Origin of the sequence: Mycobacterium sp. MOTT36Y, assembly GCF_000262165.1 — a bacterium.
GTDB lineage: Bacteria > Actinomycetota > Actinomycetes > Mycobacteriales > Mycobacteriaceae > Mycobacterium > Mycobacterium intracellulare.
Genome location: NC_017904.1, coordinates 2,969,127 through 2,984,853, shown reverse-complemented (window position 1 = coordinate 2,984,853; position 15,727 = coordinate 2,969,127). Strand labels below are relative to the sequence as shown.

At 68.4% G+C, this 15,727-nt stretch carries 14 protein-coding genes; 12 read left to right on the top strand and 2 right to left on the bottom strand.

What is annotated here, in order from left to right; genetic code table 11:
* Window position 1 precedes the first annotated feature (1 nt).
* From W7S_RS13720 to fadD1, 3 genes are read left to right on the top strand one after another with little or no spacing between them, the layout of a single operon-like run.
* Window positions 2-412, top strand: a complete 411-nt coding sequence (locus W7S_RS13720) for a Zn-ribbon domain-containing OB-fold protein (protein ID WP_014711742.1) — start codon at window positions 2-4, stop codon at window positions 410-412.
* Window positions 409-2,004, top strand: a complete 1,596-nt coding sequence (locus W7S_RS13715) for an NAD(P)/FAD-dependent oxidoreductase (protein WP_014711741.1) — start codon at window positions 409-411, stop codon at window positions 2,002-2,004. Before W7S_RS13720 ends, W7S_RS13715 begins: the two co-directional genes overlap by 4 nt.
* 21 nt (window positions 2,005-2,025) lie before the next feature.
* Window positions 2,026-3,645: a fatty-acid--CoA ligase FadD1 gene (fadD1, locus tag W7S_RS13710; protein WP_014711740.1), complete on the top strand. Its 1,620-nt coding sequence runs from the start codon at window positions 2,026-2,028 to the stop codon at window positions 3,643-3,645.
* 1 nt (window position 3,646) lies between these two features.
* Here the strand turns inward: fadD1 and W7S_RS13705 are convergent, their stop codons facing one another.
* On the bottom strand, window positions 3,647-4,534 hold the full coding sequence (locus tag W7S_RS13705; RefSeq protein ID WP_014711739.1) for a DMT family transporter: 888 nt from the start codon (window positions 4,532-4,534) through the stop codon (window positions 3,647-3,649).
* A 149-nt stretch (window positions 4,535-4,683) separates the two neighbouring features.
* On the opposite strand from W7S_RS13705, the gene W7S_RS13700 reads away from it, so the two are divergent.
* The 9 genes from W7S_RS13700 (at window position 4,684) to W7S_RS13660 (ending at window position 14,637) form a co-directional block, all read left to right on the top strand.
* The gene (locus W7S_RS13700) at window positions 4,684-5,781 is read left to right on the top strand and encodes a ferredoxin reductase (protein WP_014711738.1); all 1,098 of its coding nucleotides are present in this window, start codon (window positions 4,684-4,686) and stop codon (window positions 5,779-5,781) included.
* A 16-nt stretch (window positions 5,782-5,797) separates the two neighbouring features.
* Complete coding sequence (locus W7S_RS13695; protein ID WP_014711737.1) at window positions 5,798-7,201, top strand: acyl-CoA desaturase; 1,404 nt, start codon at window positions 5,798-5,800, stop codon at window positions 7,199-7,201.
* A gap of 78 nt (window positions 7,202-7,279) precedes the next feature.
* The gene (locus W7S_RS13690; RefSeq protein ID WP_014711736.1) at window positions 7,280-8,557 is read left to right on the top strand and encodes a molybdopterin-dependent oxidoreductase; all 1,278 of its coding nucleotides are present in this window, start codon (window positions 7,280-7,282) and stop codon (window positions 8,555-8,557) included.
* Window positions 8,550-9,080, top strand: a complete 531-nt coding sequence (locus W7S_RS13685) for a hypothetical protein (RefSeq protein ID WP_014711735.1) — start codon at window positions 8,550-8,552, stop codon at window positions 9,078-9,080. Before W7S_RS13690 ends, W7S_RS13685 begins: the two co-directional genes overlap by 8 nt.
* Window positions 9,081-9,518: 438 nt before the next feature.
* Window positions 9,519-11,132: a class I adenylate-forming enzyme family protein gene (locus tag W7S_RS13680; protein ID WP_014711734.1), complete on the top strand. Its 1,614-nt coding sequence runs from the start codon at window positions 9,519-9,521 to the stop codon at window positions 11,130-11,132.
* Entirely contained in the window at window positions 11,119-11,892 is a 774-nt protein-coding gene (locus tag W7S_RS13675) for a class II aldolase/adducin family protein (protein ID WP_050989385.1), read from the top strand. Before W7S_RS13680 ends, W7S_RS13675 begins: the two co-directional genes overlap by 14 nt.
* 85 nt (window positions 11,893-11,977) lie before the next feature.
* Window positions 11,978-13,246: an amidohydrolase family protein gene (locus W7S_RS13670; protein ID WP_008257165.1), complete on the top strand. Its 1,269-nt coding sequence runs from the start codon at window positions 11,978-11,980 to the stop codon at window positions 13,244-13,246.
* A gap of 102 nt (window positions 13,247-13,348) precedes the next feature.
* Window positions 13,349-13,819: a GbsR/MarR family transcriptional regulator gene (locus W7S_RS13665; protein WP_008257164.1), complete on the top strand. Its 471-nt coding sequence runs from the start codon at window positions 13,349-13,351 to the stop codon at window positions 13,817-13,819.
* On the top strand, window positions 13,816-14,637 hold the full coding sequence (locus tag W7S_RS13660; RefSeq protein WP_008257162.1) for a class I SAM-dependent methyltransferase: 822 nt from the start codon (window positions 13,816-13,818) through the stop codon (window positions 14,635-14,637). The genes W7S_RS13665 and W7S_RS13660 overlap by 4 nt, the downstream gene beginning before the upstream one ends.
* Before the next feature lie 3 nt (window positions 14,638-14,640).
* Here the strand turns inward: W7S_RS13660 and W7S_RS13655 are convergent, their stop codons facing one another.
* Entirely contained in the window at window positions 14,641-15,666 is a 1,026-nt protein-coding gene (locus W7S_RS13655) for a nitronate monooxygenase family protein (protein WP_014711733.1), read from the bottom strand.
* Between the last annotated feature and the right edge of the window lie 61 nt (window positions 15,667-15,727).

Sequence of the window (15,727 nt, the reverse complement as noted above, 5' to 3'; positions counted from 1 at the left end):
GATGGCCCGCCGCGACGATGCGCTCGTCCCCGAGCCCACGCCGGTCTCCCGGCCGTTCTGGGACGGCCTGGCCCAGCACCGGATCCTGGTGCAGTACTCGCCGTCTCTTCGGCGGCACGTGTTCTACCCGCGCACGCTGGCCCCGGGGACCCTGGCCGACGACCTGGAATGGCGTGAGATCGACGGCGCCGCAACGCTGTACACCTTCACGATCGCCCGCCGGCCGACCGGTCCGCCGTGGGCCGACGCGCTGCCGCAGCTGCTCGCGGTGATGCAGTGGGACGCCGGGCCGAAATTCAGCACCGAGCTGGTCGACGTAGATCCGGGCGACATCCGGATCGGGATGCGGGTGGAGCCGGTGTTCTGCGATCTCGAAGACGGGATCACGTTGCTGAGGTATCGGCCCGCATGACCGAAATGAGCGACGCCATCGTCATCGGTGCCGGCTTCGCCGGGCTGTACGCCGTGCACCGAGCCGCCTCGGCGGGGCTGTCGGTGACGGCCCTCGAGGCGGCGCCCGACGTGGGCGGCACCTGGTACTGGAACCGCTATCCGGGCGCACGTTGTGACGTCGAAAGTGTGGACTACTCCTACTCTTTCGACGAGGAGCTGCAGCGCGACTGGCAGTGGAGCGAACGCTTCGCCGCCCAACCGGAGATCCTGGCCTACCTTCGGCACGTCGCCGACCGCTTCGACCTGCGCCGCCACTACCGGTTCGGCGTCGACGTCGTCGGCGCGGCCTTCGAGGGTGGGCGTTGGCAGGTCGACACCGCGACAGGACAAAGCCATGCGGCGCAGTTCCTCCTGTGCGCCACCGGGTGCCTGTCGGCGGTCAACCGGCCCGATATCCCGGGCGTGCAAGACTTTTCGGGAGAGGTGTATTTCACCGCCGCGTGGCCGCGCGAGGATCCCGAGCTGCGCGGCAAGCGGGTGGGGCTCATCGGCACGGGCTCGTCGGGGATCCAGGTCGCGCCGATCATCGCTTCGCAGGCCGAAAACCTGGTCGTATTCCAGCGATCCGCGAACTACACCATCCCGATGCCCAACCGGCCCTGGTCGGCCGACGAACAGCGGCAGATCCAGGAGCAGTACCCCGAGCGGCGCCGCGCCTCGGCCTACGCGTCGGCGGGCACGCCGCACGGCAGCTACCACAAGAACGCCGTCGACACCGACCCCGAGGAGCGGACGGCGGCGCTGTGGGAGCGCTGGCGCGAGGGCGGGGTTCTTTTCGCGAAGACCTTCCCCGACCAGACCCGCAACGCGTCGGCCAACGAGGTCGCCAGGAAGTTCGCCGAGGAGCGGATCCGGGAAATCGTCACCGATCCCGCGGTCGCAACCGACCTGATCCCGGTCGACCACCCGATCGGAACCAAACGGATCTGCACCGACGACGGCTACTACGCCACCTTCAACCGCGACAACGTGCGGCTGGTGAACCTGCGCCGCGAGCCCATCGAGGCGATCACCGCCGACGCCGTGCGGACCCCCGCGGCGACGTACCCCTGCGATGTGCTGGTGTTCGCGACCGGGTTCGACGCCATGACCGGGGCGTTGACGCGGATCAACCCGCGCGGGCCCCGGGGGGAGTGGCTGCGCGACATCTGGTCCGACGGCCCCCTCACCTTCCTCGGCCTGATGGTGCCGGGCCTGCCGAACCTGTTCACGATCAGCGGGCCGGGCAGCCCGTCGGTGCTGGCGAACATGGTGCTGCACGCCGAGGTTCAGGTCGACTGGGTCATCGAGCTGGTGCGGGCCGCGCTGCGGCGCGGCGTCAGCGAGGTCGAACCGAGCCGTGACGCCGCCGTCGCCTGGACCGAGCAGGTGGCCGAAGCGGCCGAGCAGACGCTGTTTCCCCGGGCGGCATCGTCGTGGTACCTGGGCGCCAACATCGAGGGCAAGAAGCGAGTCTTCATGCCCTACATCGGCGGGTTCGGTACCTACCGTCGGCACTGCGACGACGTGGCGGCCCGCGACTATGCCGGGTTGGTGATGACGACCCGATGACAGCACGGAGGAAGTGAGACGGTGCCGGAGACGGTTCAGCAGCTGTTGCGGCAGCGCAGGCACGAGGACACCCCCGCGATCGCCCACGGCGAGAAGACGTGGACCTGGCGCGAGCACCTCGCCGAAGCCGAGGCCGAAGCGGCTGCCCTGATCTCGCGCGCCGACCCCACCCGGCCGCTGCATGTCGGTGCCGCACTGGGCAATTCACCGGCCATGCTGCGGGCGATGGCCGCGGCCGCGCTGGGCGGCTACGTGCTGTGCGGCCTCAACACGACCCGCCGCGGACCCGCGCTGCTCGCCGACATCCGGCGCTCGGACTGCCAGATCCTGCTGGTCGACCGCGATCACCTGCCCCTGCTGGAGGGCCTGGATCTCAACGGAATTCAGGTTTTCGACGTGGACGGGACGAGTTACGCCGAGGCGGTGACCGCGGCGCCACCGCTGACCCCGCACCGCGAGGTCGCCGCCGCGGACACGTTCATGATGATCTTCACCTCGGGGACGAGCGGTGACCCCAAGGTGGTCCGGTTCGCGCACGGGATGGCCATCATGTGCGGCGCCAGCCTGATCTTCCAGTACGACGTCACCGCCGCCGACGTGTGTTACCTGGCGATGCCGCTGTTTCATTCCAACGGCGTCGCCGCGGGGTGGGCGGTGGCCATCGGCTGCGGCGCCACCATGGTCCCGGCCAAGTTTTCGCCGTCGCGGTTCCTCGAGGACGTGCGCCGCTACCGCGTGACCTACCTGAACTACGTCGGCAAGCCCCTGGCGTTGATCCTGTCCACCCCGGAGCGTCCCGACGACGCCGAGAACACCCTGCGGGTGGCCTTCGGCAACGAGGCGACCGATCGCGATATCGCCGAATTCGCAAGGCGTTTCGGTTGCCGGGTGGTGGACAGCTTCGGATCCAGCGAGTTCGCGGTGATCGTGGTCCGAGACGATGGAACCCCGCCCGGTTCCATCGGCAAGCCTTACCCCGGGGTGAGCATCTACAACTCGACGACACTGACCGAATGTGACGTCGCGACGTTCGACGCGCACGGGGCGCTGACCAACTTCGATGAGGCCGTCGGCGAACTCGTCAACACCCAGGGCGCGGGACCGTTCGCCGGCTACTACAACGATCCGGGCGCCACGGCCGAGCGCATGCGCCACGGCATGTACTGGTCGGGCGATCTGGCCTACCGGGACGCCGACGGTTGGATCTACCTGGCCGGCCGGACCTCCGATTGGATGCGGGTGGACGGCGAGAACTTGGCCGCCGCACCGATCGAGCGGATCCTGGCGCGGATGCCCGGCATCAGCCAGGTCGCCGTCTACGCCGTGCCCGACGACCAAGTCGGCGACCAGGTGATGGCCGCGATCGTGCCGCGCGCCGGGGCGGAACTGACGCCGGACGATTTCGAGAGATTCCTGGCGTCGCAACCCGATCTGTCGCCCAAGGCGTGGCCGCGCTACGTGCGCATCAACGACCAGCTGCCCGCGACCGCGACCAACAAGATCCTCAAACGCGCGCTCATCGCCGCGGGCCCCAGCGCGCAGGGCGGTGTGTTGTGGACGCGGCCCGCCCGCGGCACCACCTACGCTGCGGCCGACGAAAACGCCGACGGCCGTTCGGCATCCACCATCGCCGGCGCCTGAATCAGCGGCCCGAGACAGCGTCGGCCCCACCGGCCTCGCTGGGCGCCGGCGCTTCCCCGATCCGCGCCAGCACCAGCGTCGCCGCCACCGCGACGGCGAATCCCGCGATCACCAGCCCACCGAGCCCGTCGCGCGCCGTGTCACCCAACCACGCCACCCCCACGAACGCCGGGGCGAGGGTTTCCCCGACGACCATGCCCGCGACCGCCGTGGTCACGGATCCGCGATGCAGAGCCGAGGTGAGCAACAGAAATCCGGCGGCGCCACCCGCGGCCGCCGCGTACAGGGCGGGGTTGGTGTAGAACGACCGCGTGGTCGGATCGATCACGTCGATCAGGCGCACACCGACCTCGACGACGCCGAAGCCCGTCCCGGCACCCAGCCCCAACGCGAGCGCTCGCGCGCGGTCGGGCAGACGCCCGGCGGCGAAACCGGCGATCAGTACCGCGGCCACCACGCCCAGGAGCGCCCAGCCAAGCCCGGCCGGGGCGTGTCGAAAGTGCCCTGGCCCGGCGGCCACAGCGAGGGCGACGAGGCTGGCGCAGACCACGCCGACGGCGCACCACTCGACCCGCGACAGCCGGGCCGACAACACCCACGCGGCGACGACCCCGGTGACGGCGATCGAGGCGGCCAGCGCCGCGGCGACGACGTAGATCGGAACCAGCCGCAGCGCGGCCACCTGAAGGAGAAACCCGACGACGTCGAGGCCGATCCCGACCAGGTAACGCCACTGCCGGACGGCCCGCAGCAGCAGCACGGCGTCGACGCCCGAGCCGCTGCCCGCTTCCACCGATCGCGTCCCCGCCGCTTGCAACACGGTCGCGGTGCCGTAACAGAGCGAGCAGCCCAACGCGAGGAGAAAGCCGATCAACACACCCACCGACACTAGCCGCGCGGGGCGCCGACCCCGCCCAACACGAAATGGTGAACGGATATGCGATGTCGATATGCGCATTTTGCATATGTGTAACCCTGTGTCCCAAGCAGTTTCAGATTGGCGGTTTGAGTCGGTGTACAAGTGTGTACTCCGTTGTTATGGCTGAACGCGGTGCCCGGCCCCACGTCCCACGCGGGCGTCGGCTGTTCCTGCGCGCGGTGCGGCGATTGTTCAGCCCGCTACAGCCCGACGACTACCTGGAGATGATCAATCCGCTGTGGACCACCAAGGAGCTGCGCGGAAAGGTCGAGCGCGTCGAGCCGCAGGGCTCGGAAGCTGCCAGCGTCCTGATCAAGCCGGGTTATGAATGGCCTGGTCACCGGCCCGGGCAGTACGTGCGGCTCGGCGTCGTCATCGACGGGGTCTACCACTGGCGCGCGTATTCGCTGACGTCGGATCCGGTGCCCGAAGACGGGCTGATCAGCGTGACGCCCAAGAAGGTGGACGGGGGTGTGGTGTCGCCGTATCTGGTGCAACGGATCCAGCCCGGGGATTTGGTCCGGCTCGGCGAGATCGAAGGCGTCTTCACCCTGCCCGAACCGCTGCCGCCCAAGCTGCTGTTCATCAGCGCCGGGAGCGGCATCACCCCGGTGATCAGCATGCTGCGCAGCCTCGACCATCGCGACGCGTTCGGTGACGTCGTGGTCATCCACTCCGCGCGAACCCGCGAGCAGGTGATGTTCCTGTCCGTCCTCGAAGACCTCGACCGCCGGCATCCCGGCATGCGGCTGGATCTGCGCCTGACCTCCGAGCGCGGCAGGCTCAAGCCGGACGACCTGGATGACGCCTGCCCGGACTGGCGCGAACGCGAGACGTTCAGCTCGGGTCCCGGCGACATGCTCGACGCGCTGATCGAGCACTGGGAAGGCAACGCCGACCGCGAACGACTGCACTTCGAACGGTTCCAGCCCAAGATCGGTGGCGACGCCAACGCCGGAGAGGGCGGCACGGTGTGCTTTCTCGACAGCGAGAAGTCCGTCGAATGTGACGGCGGCACCTCGATTTTGGAGGCGGGGGAGAAGGCCGGCCTCAACCTGGCCCACGGCTGCCGAATCGGCATCTGCCACACCTGCGTCGGGACCCTGAAGTCGGGCAAGCTGCGTGACCTGCGCTCGGGTGACGTCATCGAGCCCACCGAACAGGACGTCCGAATCTGCATCAACACCGCCGAAGGCGACGTGACACTCGCACTGTGATCGAAAGGAGCGGCCGGTGACCTCCGTCGCGGAAAAGACCATGAAAAGCCCCCTTGAGCGCCTGAGCGAACAAGAGCTCGAAAAACTCGCCAAGGAACTCGATGCGATCCATGACGAGGTGTTCGCCGATCTGGGCGAGCGGGATCGGCGCTACATCAAGACGGTCATTTCGGTACAGCGACAGATCGTGGTGGCCGGCCGCATCCTGCTGCTGGGATCGCGTTCGAAAACCGCATGGATCCTGGGAACCGCCTGCCTGGGAATGGCCAAGATCCTCGAGAACATGGAGATCGGCCACAATGTGATGCACGGCCAATGGGATTGGATGAACGATCCCGATATCCATTCCTCCGTGTGGGATTGGGACACCGCCTCGACCGCCGAGGCGTGGAAGCATTCCCACAACTACATCCACCACACCTACACCAACATCCTCGGCAAAGACAAAGACCTCGGCTACGAACTCCTGCGCATCGATCCCGCGCAGAAGTGGGCCCCGCGGTACCTGTTCCAGCCGATCTCCAACCTGTTGCTGACGCTGCTGTTCGAGTGGGGCGTGGCGATCCACGACATGGACATCGAGGCCATTCGGCGCCGCGAGAAGCCCTGGTCGGAGGTGCGCAAGGACCTGCGCGGCATCAGCGGAAAGGCGCGCGCGCAGGTCATCAAGGACTACCTCGGCTGGCCGTTGATCAGCGCCGGCGCCTTCGCGCTCGTTCAGCTGGCCGCACGCGGCAGGCTCGATCAGCCCCCGCGGTCGCGCGTGGGCAGGGCGCTGCGCAGGGCCGGTGGCGGACGCCTGGGCCCGGCGGCGGGTCTGCTGGACAAGCTCTTGCCGGGGGTGGAAAGCACCTATCTGCGGACCCTGGGCGCCGACGCGCTGGCCAACGTCATCCGCAATGTGTGGGCGCACGCCATCATCTTCTGCGGCCATTTTCCCGACCAGACCTACACTTTCACCCCCGAAGAGGTCGAGAACGAGACGCGCGGCGGGTGGTATGTGCGCCAACTGGTCGGCGCCGCCAACATCGAAGGCAGCCCGCTGTTCCATGTCATCAGCGGCAACCTCGGCTACCAGGTGGAACACCACCTCTATCCCGACATGCCGAGCAGCCGCTACTCGGAGATCGCGCCGAAGGTCAAAGACATCTGCGAACGCTACGAACTGCCGTACAACTCCGGCCGCTTCTCGAAGCAGTGGTTGATGGTGCACCGCACCATCTTTCGATTGGCCTTCCCCGGCGGGAAGCCGCGGCGCAAACCCGGACCGTACCGAAGCGCGGCCGACCGTCCGGGGATGCAGCGGCCCAGCGAGGGCGCCCGCTTCCGGGAACGCGTCCCGGCCGAACACCCGGCCGCGGGCCCCGAACACGAGTCCGGCGGCGTCGCGGTGCGGCCGCCACCACGCGGCAACGACTGACCGCACCCTCGGTTCGCGCCGCCCGGCGAGGATCTGCGAAATGAACCGCTATCGCCGGACCCTCGTGAATGATGATCGATGGTGCATCTCATCCGGACCGCCAGCGGCCTTCCCGCGCGGCTGTGGCGCAGCCCGCTGCGCGGACCTTGGCTGACAGCGGTATTCGGCTCGGCGCTGTTGGTGACGCTGCCGATCGTCATCCTCACCGGCCTGCTGTCCTACATCGCCTACGGGCCGCGATTCGGCCAGGCCATCCCGGGCGACGTCGGCTGGCTGAAGTTGCCGACCTTCGACTGGCCCGCCGATCCGTCGTGGCTGTACCGGCTGACCCAGGGACTCCACGTCGGGCTCGGTTTGGTGTTGATCCCGGTGGTGCTCGCCAAGCTGTGGTCGGTGATACCGCGACTGTTCGTGGTGCCGCCCGCACGGTCGGTTGCCCAACTGCTGGAACGGGTTTCGCTGCTGATGCTGGTCGGGGGCGTCCTCTTCGAGATCGTCACCGGCGTGCTGAACATCCAGTACGACTACATTTTCGGGTTCAGCTTCTACACCGCCCACTATTTCGGCGCCTGGGTCTTAATCACCGGGTTCGTCGTGCACGTGGCGATCAAGAGCCGGCGCATGTGGTCCGGTTTGCGCTCGATGCCGCTGCGGGAGGTGCTGCGCACCGCACGCGCCGACACCAAGCCGCAGCCCTGGCAGCCCGACTCCCTGGTCGCCGCCGACCCCGGCCCCGCGACGATGAGCCGCCGCGGCGCGCTGTTGCTGGTGGGCGGGGGCGCGCTGTTCCTCGCGCTCATCACCGCCGGTCAAACCATCGGCGGGTACGCCCGGCCCGCCGCGTTACTCCTGCCGCGCGGGCGCAGCCGGGGCAACGGGCCCAATGACTTCGAGGTCAACCGGACCGCGGCGGCCGCCGGCATTTCGACCGCGGACACCGCGCACCGATGGCGGCTGACGATGACCGGTGGCCCCCGACCGGTGACCGTCGACCGCGCCGCGCTGCTGGCGATGCCGCAACACACCGCCGTGCTGCCGATCGCCTGCGTGGAGGGCTGGTCGACCACCCAAACGTGGAGCGGGGTGCGGCTGGCCGAACTCGCCCGCCTCGCCGGTGTGCCCGCGCCGGAATCGGCGCGAGTGTCGTCGCTGGAACGCTCCGGCGCCTTCACGGGCGCCACCCTGCAGGGCAACCAGGTGCGGCACCCGGACGCGCTGCTGGCGCTGCGGGTCAACGGCACCGACCTGTCGCCGGACCACGGCTTTCCCGCGCGCATCATCGTGCCCGCGCTGCCCGGCGTGCACAACACCAAATGGGTGGCCGCCATTGACTTCCGGACGGCCGCCGATGCGTAACGCGTTCGCGAGGCTCTACGGGTCCCACCCGCTGCACCTGCTGACCATGATCGCCGGATTCGCGGTGCTGGGCTACGTGGTCGCCACGGTCAAACCGGCCACGCTGTGGAACCCCGACGTGTGGTGGCAGTCGATCGTCGTGTGGTTCGCCGCGGCCGTCGTCGCCCACGACCTGGTGTTGTTCCCGGTCTATGCGGGCCTCGACCGGCTGCTGTCCCGCCGACCGCCGTGCCCCGGTCCCGACGTGCCCGTGCTCAACCATCTCCGGGTGCCCGCGCTGGGGGCGGGCCTCACGCTGCTGGTGTTCCTTCCCGGCATCATCAGGCAGGGCGGCGCCACGTACCGGGCGGCGACCGGCCAGACCCAGGACCCATTCCTGGGCCGGTGGCTGTTGTTGACCGCGGCGATGTTCGCGGTCAGCGCCGCAACCTATGCCATCCGGACGGCAAGGGCGCGGCGGCGGACCCGGGCGCGGGAAATGGCGCCCCGGGCAACGAATCAACGCCCCGGCGACGGGCCTTAGAGGTTTCTTGGTGACTCCTTGGAGTGTCCTTCCGGGTCCGCGAGCGTCCCGTGTATCTCCATTCGGCTAACTACACTCGCGCCCCGTGGGGAGCCGAAACGAAAGAACACGAGTCACGTTCTGCGCGGGGGTAGCCGCGTTCGTCCTCGCGCTGGGCTCCTCGCCCGGCAGCGCGACAGGACCGACAACGCCGGCAGCTTCGTCCAGCCCCCTGCCCGTTTCGCGAAGCGATCCCGACGGCGTGCAACCCACCGGTGGAAACGGGTGCATCATCGGCCTCAATTGCGGGTGCCTGCACAACTGCCACAAGCCGCGGCCCCACCCTCCGAATGTTCCCGCCAAGACACAGCGCTCCACTCCCGCCCCGAGGAATCCCTAGCCGGCTGATTCTCGGCGGGAACGCGACGCGCCCCGGGCCGCTTTCCTATCATTGACCGAATGAGCGCCGGCGGGCTGGATATCGAGTCGTCGCCGGCATTCTCCGAACAGGACCGGACCCGGTTTCGCGAGGCCGGCTGGTGGTGCGATACGACGCTGTCGGACGCCGTGCGCCGCAACGCCGCGCAAACCCCGGACCGCCCCGCCTATGTCGACCATCCCGAAGCGTCGCTGACATGGCGTGAATTCGACCATGCCGCAACACGTCTGGCGCAGTCCCTCGCCGGTGCCGGCGTCACGCGTGGGGACCGGGTCGCGGTATGGCACCGTGACTCCGCGGCCATCCACGCCCTGTTCGTCGCCATCGAACGCTGCGGGGCGGTGGTCGTCGGCGTCGGCGCACGGGCCGGCACCCGCGAGGCCACGGCGATACTGCGCAGCGCCCAGCCGAAGGCCCTGATCAGCGATGAACCCCACCGCGAGGCCGCCGCGGGCGTCGCCGATGAACTCGGGCTACCGGCGCTGCTGCTCGACCGGACCCTTCGCCTGGACATCGACGCCGAGCCCACGGCGCTCACGACCGACGCCCGCCTCGCCCCCGACGACGTTTTCCTGATCAATTCCACCTCCGGGACCACCGGGCTGCCCAAGTGTGTCGTGCACACCCAGAATCGTTGGCATTACTTCCACCAGAAGGCTGTCGCCAACGGGCTGCTGGCGCCGGACGACGTCTTTTTGCCGGTGATACCCACGCCGTTCGGGTTCGGGCTCTGGACCAGCCACACCACACCGATCTACCTCGGCGCCACCGCGGTGCTCCTGGACCGGTTCACCACCAAAGCCACCTGCGAGGCCATCGCCCGGCACAGGGTCACCGTATTATGTTGCGTCAGCACACAATTGACCATGCTGATGGCGGATCCGGCCAGCCGCGAACACGACCTGAGCTCGCTGCGCGTCGTCTACACCGGCGGCGAGGCGTTGCCGTATCGCCCGGCGGCCGAATTCGAGGAACTCACCGGCGCCAAGATCCTGCAGTTCTTCGGCTCGAACGAAACGGGGATGCTCAGCGCGACCACCGTCGACGACTCCCGCGAACGGCGGCTGCGCACCGGGGGCCGCATCATCCCCGAGATGTCGGTCCGCCTCTTCGACGGCGACCGCGACGTGACCGACACGGGTCGGGGCCAGCCCGCGTGCCGGGGCCCGGCGACCAGCCTCGGTTACCTCGGCGGCACCGACCACGACAAGCTGTTCACCCCCGACGGGTGGATGCGCATGGGCGACATCTGTGAGATCGACGCGGACGGCTATCTGCGGGTCACCGGGCGCACCTCCGACTTCATCGTCCGTGGCGGCAAGAACATCAGCGCAAGCCAGGTCGAAGACGCCGTGACCACCCACCCCGCCGTCGCGGTGGCCGCCGCGATCGCCATGCCCGATCCGGTGTTCGGCGAAAAAGTCTGCCTCTACGCCGAACTCACCGGCTCCGCCACCATCGACCTTCCCCAGCTCGTCGAACACCTGCTGGCGCTGGGAGTTTCCAAGGAACTGCTGCCCGAGCGCCTCATCATTCTCGACGAATTGCCTCGCTCGTCGGGCGGAAAGATAGCCAAAGGCCGACTTCGCGAGGATATTGGAGCCAGGATGGAGGCTGGTCATGAATGCACCTGATGCACGCCGTGGCGGGCTGGAAGTCTGGGCGCCGTCAGTGGTTCCGCCGATCGGCGTCGAGCTGTCCCACGAGCAGGCGCTCGCCATCGCATTCCGCCACCTCGCCGGCATCGGTTTCGCCGAGAACATGGCCGGACACATCACCTGGCAGCTCGACGGCCAGACGAACATGTTCGTCAATCCCTGGGGCCTGTGGTGGCAGGAGGTCAGCGCCTCCGACATCTGCGTGGTGGACGGCGACGCGCGCGTCGTCAGCGGCCGTTGGGACGTCACCCCGGCCATCCACATCCACACCGAACTGCACCGCGTCCGCGACGACGCCCGCGTGGTCATCCACAACCACCCGTACTACGTGTGCGTGCTCGCCGCGCTGGGCAGGCTGCCGGAGCTGGTGCACCAGACCGGGTCGCTGTTCCTCGACGACCTGTGCCTGGTCGAGACCTACGACGGCGAGATCGACAGCCCCACTCGCGCCGCGGATCTCGCGGCCCGCATCGGCGGGGCCAACCTGACCATCCTGGCCAACCACGGCGTCATCGCGACCGGCCGCAACCTGCCCGAGGCCGTCTACCGCGCGGCCTCGATCGAACGGGTGTGCAAGCTGGCCTACGACGTCATGCTCACCGGTAATCAGCCGGTGGCGATGCGGTGGTCGGATATGGCCGGCATGCAACGCTCGCTGATCGAACGGGCCGCCGACGTGTACTGGGCCGGGGCGGCGCGCATGACGATCAAGGCCGACCCCGATGTGCTCACCTAACCCGCGAGCAGACGCAAAAACACCCGCGCACACGGCGTGTCGGGTGCTTTTGCGTCTGCTCGCGCCACCTCGAGGAGTTTGACGCGTGAAATCGATCGACGAGCTGGCCACCGACCTGAACTTCACCACGGCCAAGACCGGCGCCGAACGGTCGGTCACCTTCCTGCCCGATCCGCCCCGGGCGCGACGCCGCTACACCGTCATCTCGGTCGACGACCACATCGTCGAACCCCCCGACACCTTCACCGGCCGGCTGCCCCGAAAGTTCGCCGACCGGGCGCCCAAAGTCGTCGACACCGACACCGGGGGCCAGACCTGGGTGTACGACGGCCGGGAACTGCCCAACGTCGGCTTCAACGCGGTGGTCGGGCGGCCGGTGGCGGAGTACGGCTTCGAACCCGTGCGATTCGACGAGATGCGCAGGGGCGCATGGGATATCCATGAGCGCGTCAAGGATATGGACCTCAACGGTATCTACGCCTCGCTCAACTTCCCCTCGTTTCTGCCCGGCTTCGCCGGGCAGCGGCTGCAGCAGGTGACCACCGATCGCGACCTCGCGCTGGCCTGCGTCCGCGCCTGGAACGACTGGCATTTCGACGTCTGGGCGGGCTCGTACCCCGACCGCATTATTCCCTGCCAATTGCCGTGGCTGCTCGACCCCGAGCTCGGCGCGAAGATGATCTACGAGAACGCCGACCGCGGCTTTCACGCCGTGACGTTCAGCGAGAACCCCGCGATGCTCGGCCTGCCGAGCATCCACACCGACCACTGGGATCCGATGATGGCCGCGTGCGCCGAGACCGGCACCGTGGTCAACCTGCACATCGGATCGTCCGGGTCGTCGCCGTCCACCACCGCGGACGCGCCGCCGGACGTGCAGGGCGTGCTGTTTTTCGCCTACGCCATCTCCGCGGCGGTCGACTGGTTGTACTCGGGGCTGCCCAGCAGGTTCCCCGACCTGAAGATCTGTCTGTCCGAAGGCGGAATCGGTTGGGTGGCAGGACTGCTCGACCGCCTCGACCACATGCTCAGCTATCACGCGATGTACGGCACCTGGCAAGCGCTCGGCGAGCGCCTGACCCCCGCGGAGGTGCTGGTCCGCAACTTCTGGTTCTGCGCGGTCGAGGACAAGTCGTCGTTCGTCCAGCGCGACCGGATCGGCGTCGACAACATCATGCTGGAAGCCGACTACCCGCATTGCGACTCGACGTGGCCGCACACCCAGCAGGCCATCCACGAACAGATCGGCGACCTGCCGTCCGACGTCATCCGGAAGTTCAGCTGGGAGAACGCATCCCGCCTGTATCGGCACCCGGTGCCCGCCGCCGTGCAGCGCGACCCCGAGGCGTTCTGAGCCCGGCAACCCAGACCCCTTGATCACCGGCGGGGGGTTCCGCCAGCGTCCCGCCTCGTATAAGCTACGTTTAGTACGTACTGAACGAACGGGATGGAGCGTATGTCACCGGACGAGGCCGAGTTCGTCGACCGCCTCGGGCTGTTCTTCGAGTTGCTGGGCGCCACCCGCACCATGGGCCGGGTCTACGGGTGGCTGCTGATCTGCGATCCGCCGCAGCAGTCGCTGACCGCGCTGGCCGCCGCGTTGTCCGTGAGCAAGGCGTCGATCAGCACTGTCGCCCGGCAACTGCTGGAGGGCGGCATGGTCGAGCGCTTGCCGAGCCCGAACCGCCAGCACCTCTACCGGGTCACGCCGGGTGGGTTCACCAGCGTGCTGGAAACCCAGCTGTCACTGATGCGGCTGGGGATCGAACCCGCCGAATTCGCGCTGTCCGTGCTGGACGAGGACCGCGCCGAACAACGGCAACGCGTGGAGGACTTCCGCGATTTCTGCGAGTTCTGCACGCAGGCCTACCGCGACCAGCTCATGGAAATGTGGACCGAATACCGCGCGAAGAGGAAGCAGCGATGACCGCAACGGACAAAGTCGATTTCAGCTCGGTCGCCTGGGGCTCGGTGGAATGGACGAATCTCGTCACACTGTATCTGCGCGCATGCGAAAGCCGTTCGAAGCGGCCGATTCTGGGCGACACGGTCGCCGCGGACGCGGTGGACCGGATCAGCTACGACTTCAAGCGCATGCGCCGGAGCACCATGCCCGCCTCGAATCAATACCTGGTCGCGCTGCGCGCCAAGAAGTTCGACGACTGGTGCGCCGATTTCCTCTCCCGCAATCCCGACGCCGTTGTCCTGCACCTGGGTTGCGGCCTTGACGGCAGGGCCTTCCGGCTTGACCTACCGCCGTCGGTTTCCTGGTTCGACGTCGACCAGCCCAGCGTCATCGGGCTGCGGCGGCAGCTCTACGACGACACCGAGCGCTACCGGATGATCGGCTCGTCGGTGACCGAGCTGCGGTGGCTGGACGACATCCCCGCCGGGCGTCCCACCCTGGTCGTCGCCGAGGGCCTGCTGATGTATCTGCACGAAGAGGAAGTCCGGCGGCTGGTGCAGCGCCTGATCGACCGATTCCCCGGCGGTGAAATGCATTTCGATACGCTGTCGGCCCTGGCCCCGGTGCTGTCCAAGGTCTTCACCAGGGGCATCATCACCTGGGGCATCCGCGACGCGCGCCGTCTTGCGGCCTGGCATCCCCGGCTGCGGTTCCTCGAGCAGACGCCCGCGCTGGCCGGCTACGAGCACATCCCGTCGGCCGCGGTGCGGATGATCTACGCGTTGACGTGGGTGATCGGCGGGCGCGGCTACGACGTGCTCAATCGTTTCGAATATTGAACCTCACAGGTCGGATGCCAGCCGGCGCAGAATGTCAGTCGCGGGCTCGGCGGTGGCTTGCCGAAAACCGGTGCCCGCCCACAGGTGTACGTAGTCAGGCTTTCCAGCCGCCGCGGCCGCCTTGCGCAGCGGGCTGGTCAGGTGGTGGATGGCGGGATAACCCGGGGGCGCCTCGGCTTCGTGGGCGTCGATGAACGCGTTGCGCAGGCCCCGGGCCGGCCGGCCGGTGAAGGCCCGGGTCAGCACCGTCTCGGTGTACGCGGGATCGGCCAGCGCCGCCTGATGAGTGGCCGACGCGCCGCTTTCGGCGGCGCGCAACAGCACCGTCCCGACGGCGGCAGCGGCCGCTCCCGCCCGGATCACCTCGGCCACCGCGGCCGCCGTGGCGAGCCCGCCGGTGGCCAGCACCGGCAGGGGAACCGTCGCCACGACCTGGCTGACGAGGTCGACGATCGGGACCGGGGTCAGCGGCCGCGACGGCGACAGGGTGCCGGAATGCCCGCCGGCGTCCGCCGCCTGCACAACGAGCATGTCGACGCCGGCGTCGCGTGCCTGCTCCGCCTCCTCGGCCGTGGTGACCGTCTGGACCACCACGCTCTTGGCCCGTTGCAGCGCCGCGATCACGTCGCGCGGCGGAATGCCGAACGTGAACGACACCATCGGAACCGGATCGTCGAGCAGCAATTCGATCTTCGCGTCGAAGCTGTCGTTGTCCTCGACGGGCTCGGACGGCAGCGTCAGGCCGAACTGGTCGGCCTCGGCCTGGATGATCGCCGCGTACTCCCGGTAACGCCGCGGATCGACCGGCACCGGGTTCGGCGCGAACACGTTGACGCCGAATGGGATCCCTTCGGCGCGAACGGCTTTGATCTCGGCTTCGACGGCATCCACGGTCTTGTAGCCGGCAGCCAGCACGCCCAGGGCCCCCGCACGGGTGGCGGCCGACACCATGGCCGGGGTGGTCGGTCCGCCCGACATGGGGGCCGCAACCAGCGGTATGGACATCCCGAACTGCGCCAACATCTCCATGCCTCGACAATATCCGCCGATATCGGCCGCGATCGGCGGTGCGGCGGCATTACACCGTGAG

What these genes read in the sequence shown, in the direction of transcription:
- W7S_RS13665 (WP_008257164.1), top strand. Translation starts at nt 13,349, where the DNA reads ATGTCACCGGACGAGGCCGAGTTCGTCGACCGCCTCGGGCTGTTCTTC.
- W7S_RS13700 (WP_014711738.1), top strand. Translation starts at nt 4,684, where the DNA reads ATGGCTGAACGCGGTGCCCGGCCCCACGTCCCACGCGGGCGTCGGCTG.
- W7S_RS13685 (WP_014711735.1), top strand. Translation starts at nt 8,550, where the DNA reads ATGCGTAACGCGTTCGCGAGGCTCTACGGGTCCCACCCGCTGCACCTG.
- W7S_RS13690 (WP_014711736.1), top strand. Translation starts at nt 7,280, where the DNA reads ATGGTGCATCTCATCCGGACCGCCAGCGGCCTTCCCGCGCGGCTGTGG.
- W7S_RS13715 (WP_014711741.1), top strand. Translation starts at nt 409, where the DNA reads ATGACCGAAATGAGCGACGCCATCGTCATCGGTGCCGGCTTCGCCGGG.
- W7S_RS13655 (WP_014711733.1), bottom strand. Translation starts at nt 15,666, where the DNA reads ATGGAGATGTTGGCGCAGTTCGGGATGTCCATACCGCTGGTTGCGGCC.
- W7S_RS13660 (WP_008257162.1), top strand. Translation starts at nt 13,816, where the DNA reads ATGACCGCAACGGACAAAGTCGATTTCAGCTCGGTCGCCTGGGGCTCG.
- W7S_RS13675 (WP_050989385.1), top strand. Translation starts at nt 11,119, where the DNA reads ATGAATGCACCTGATGCACGCCGTGGCGGGCTGGAAGTCTGGGCGCCG.
- W7S_RS13680 (WP_014711734.1), top strand. Translation starts at nt 9,519, where the DNA reads ATGAGCGCCGGCGGGCTGGATATCGAGTCGTCGCCGGCATTCTCCGAA.
- W7S_RS13720 (WP_014711742.1), top strand. Translation starts at nt 2, where the DNA reads ATGGCCCGCCGCGACGATGCGCTCGTCCCCGAGCCCACGCCGGTCTCC.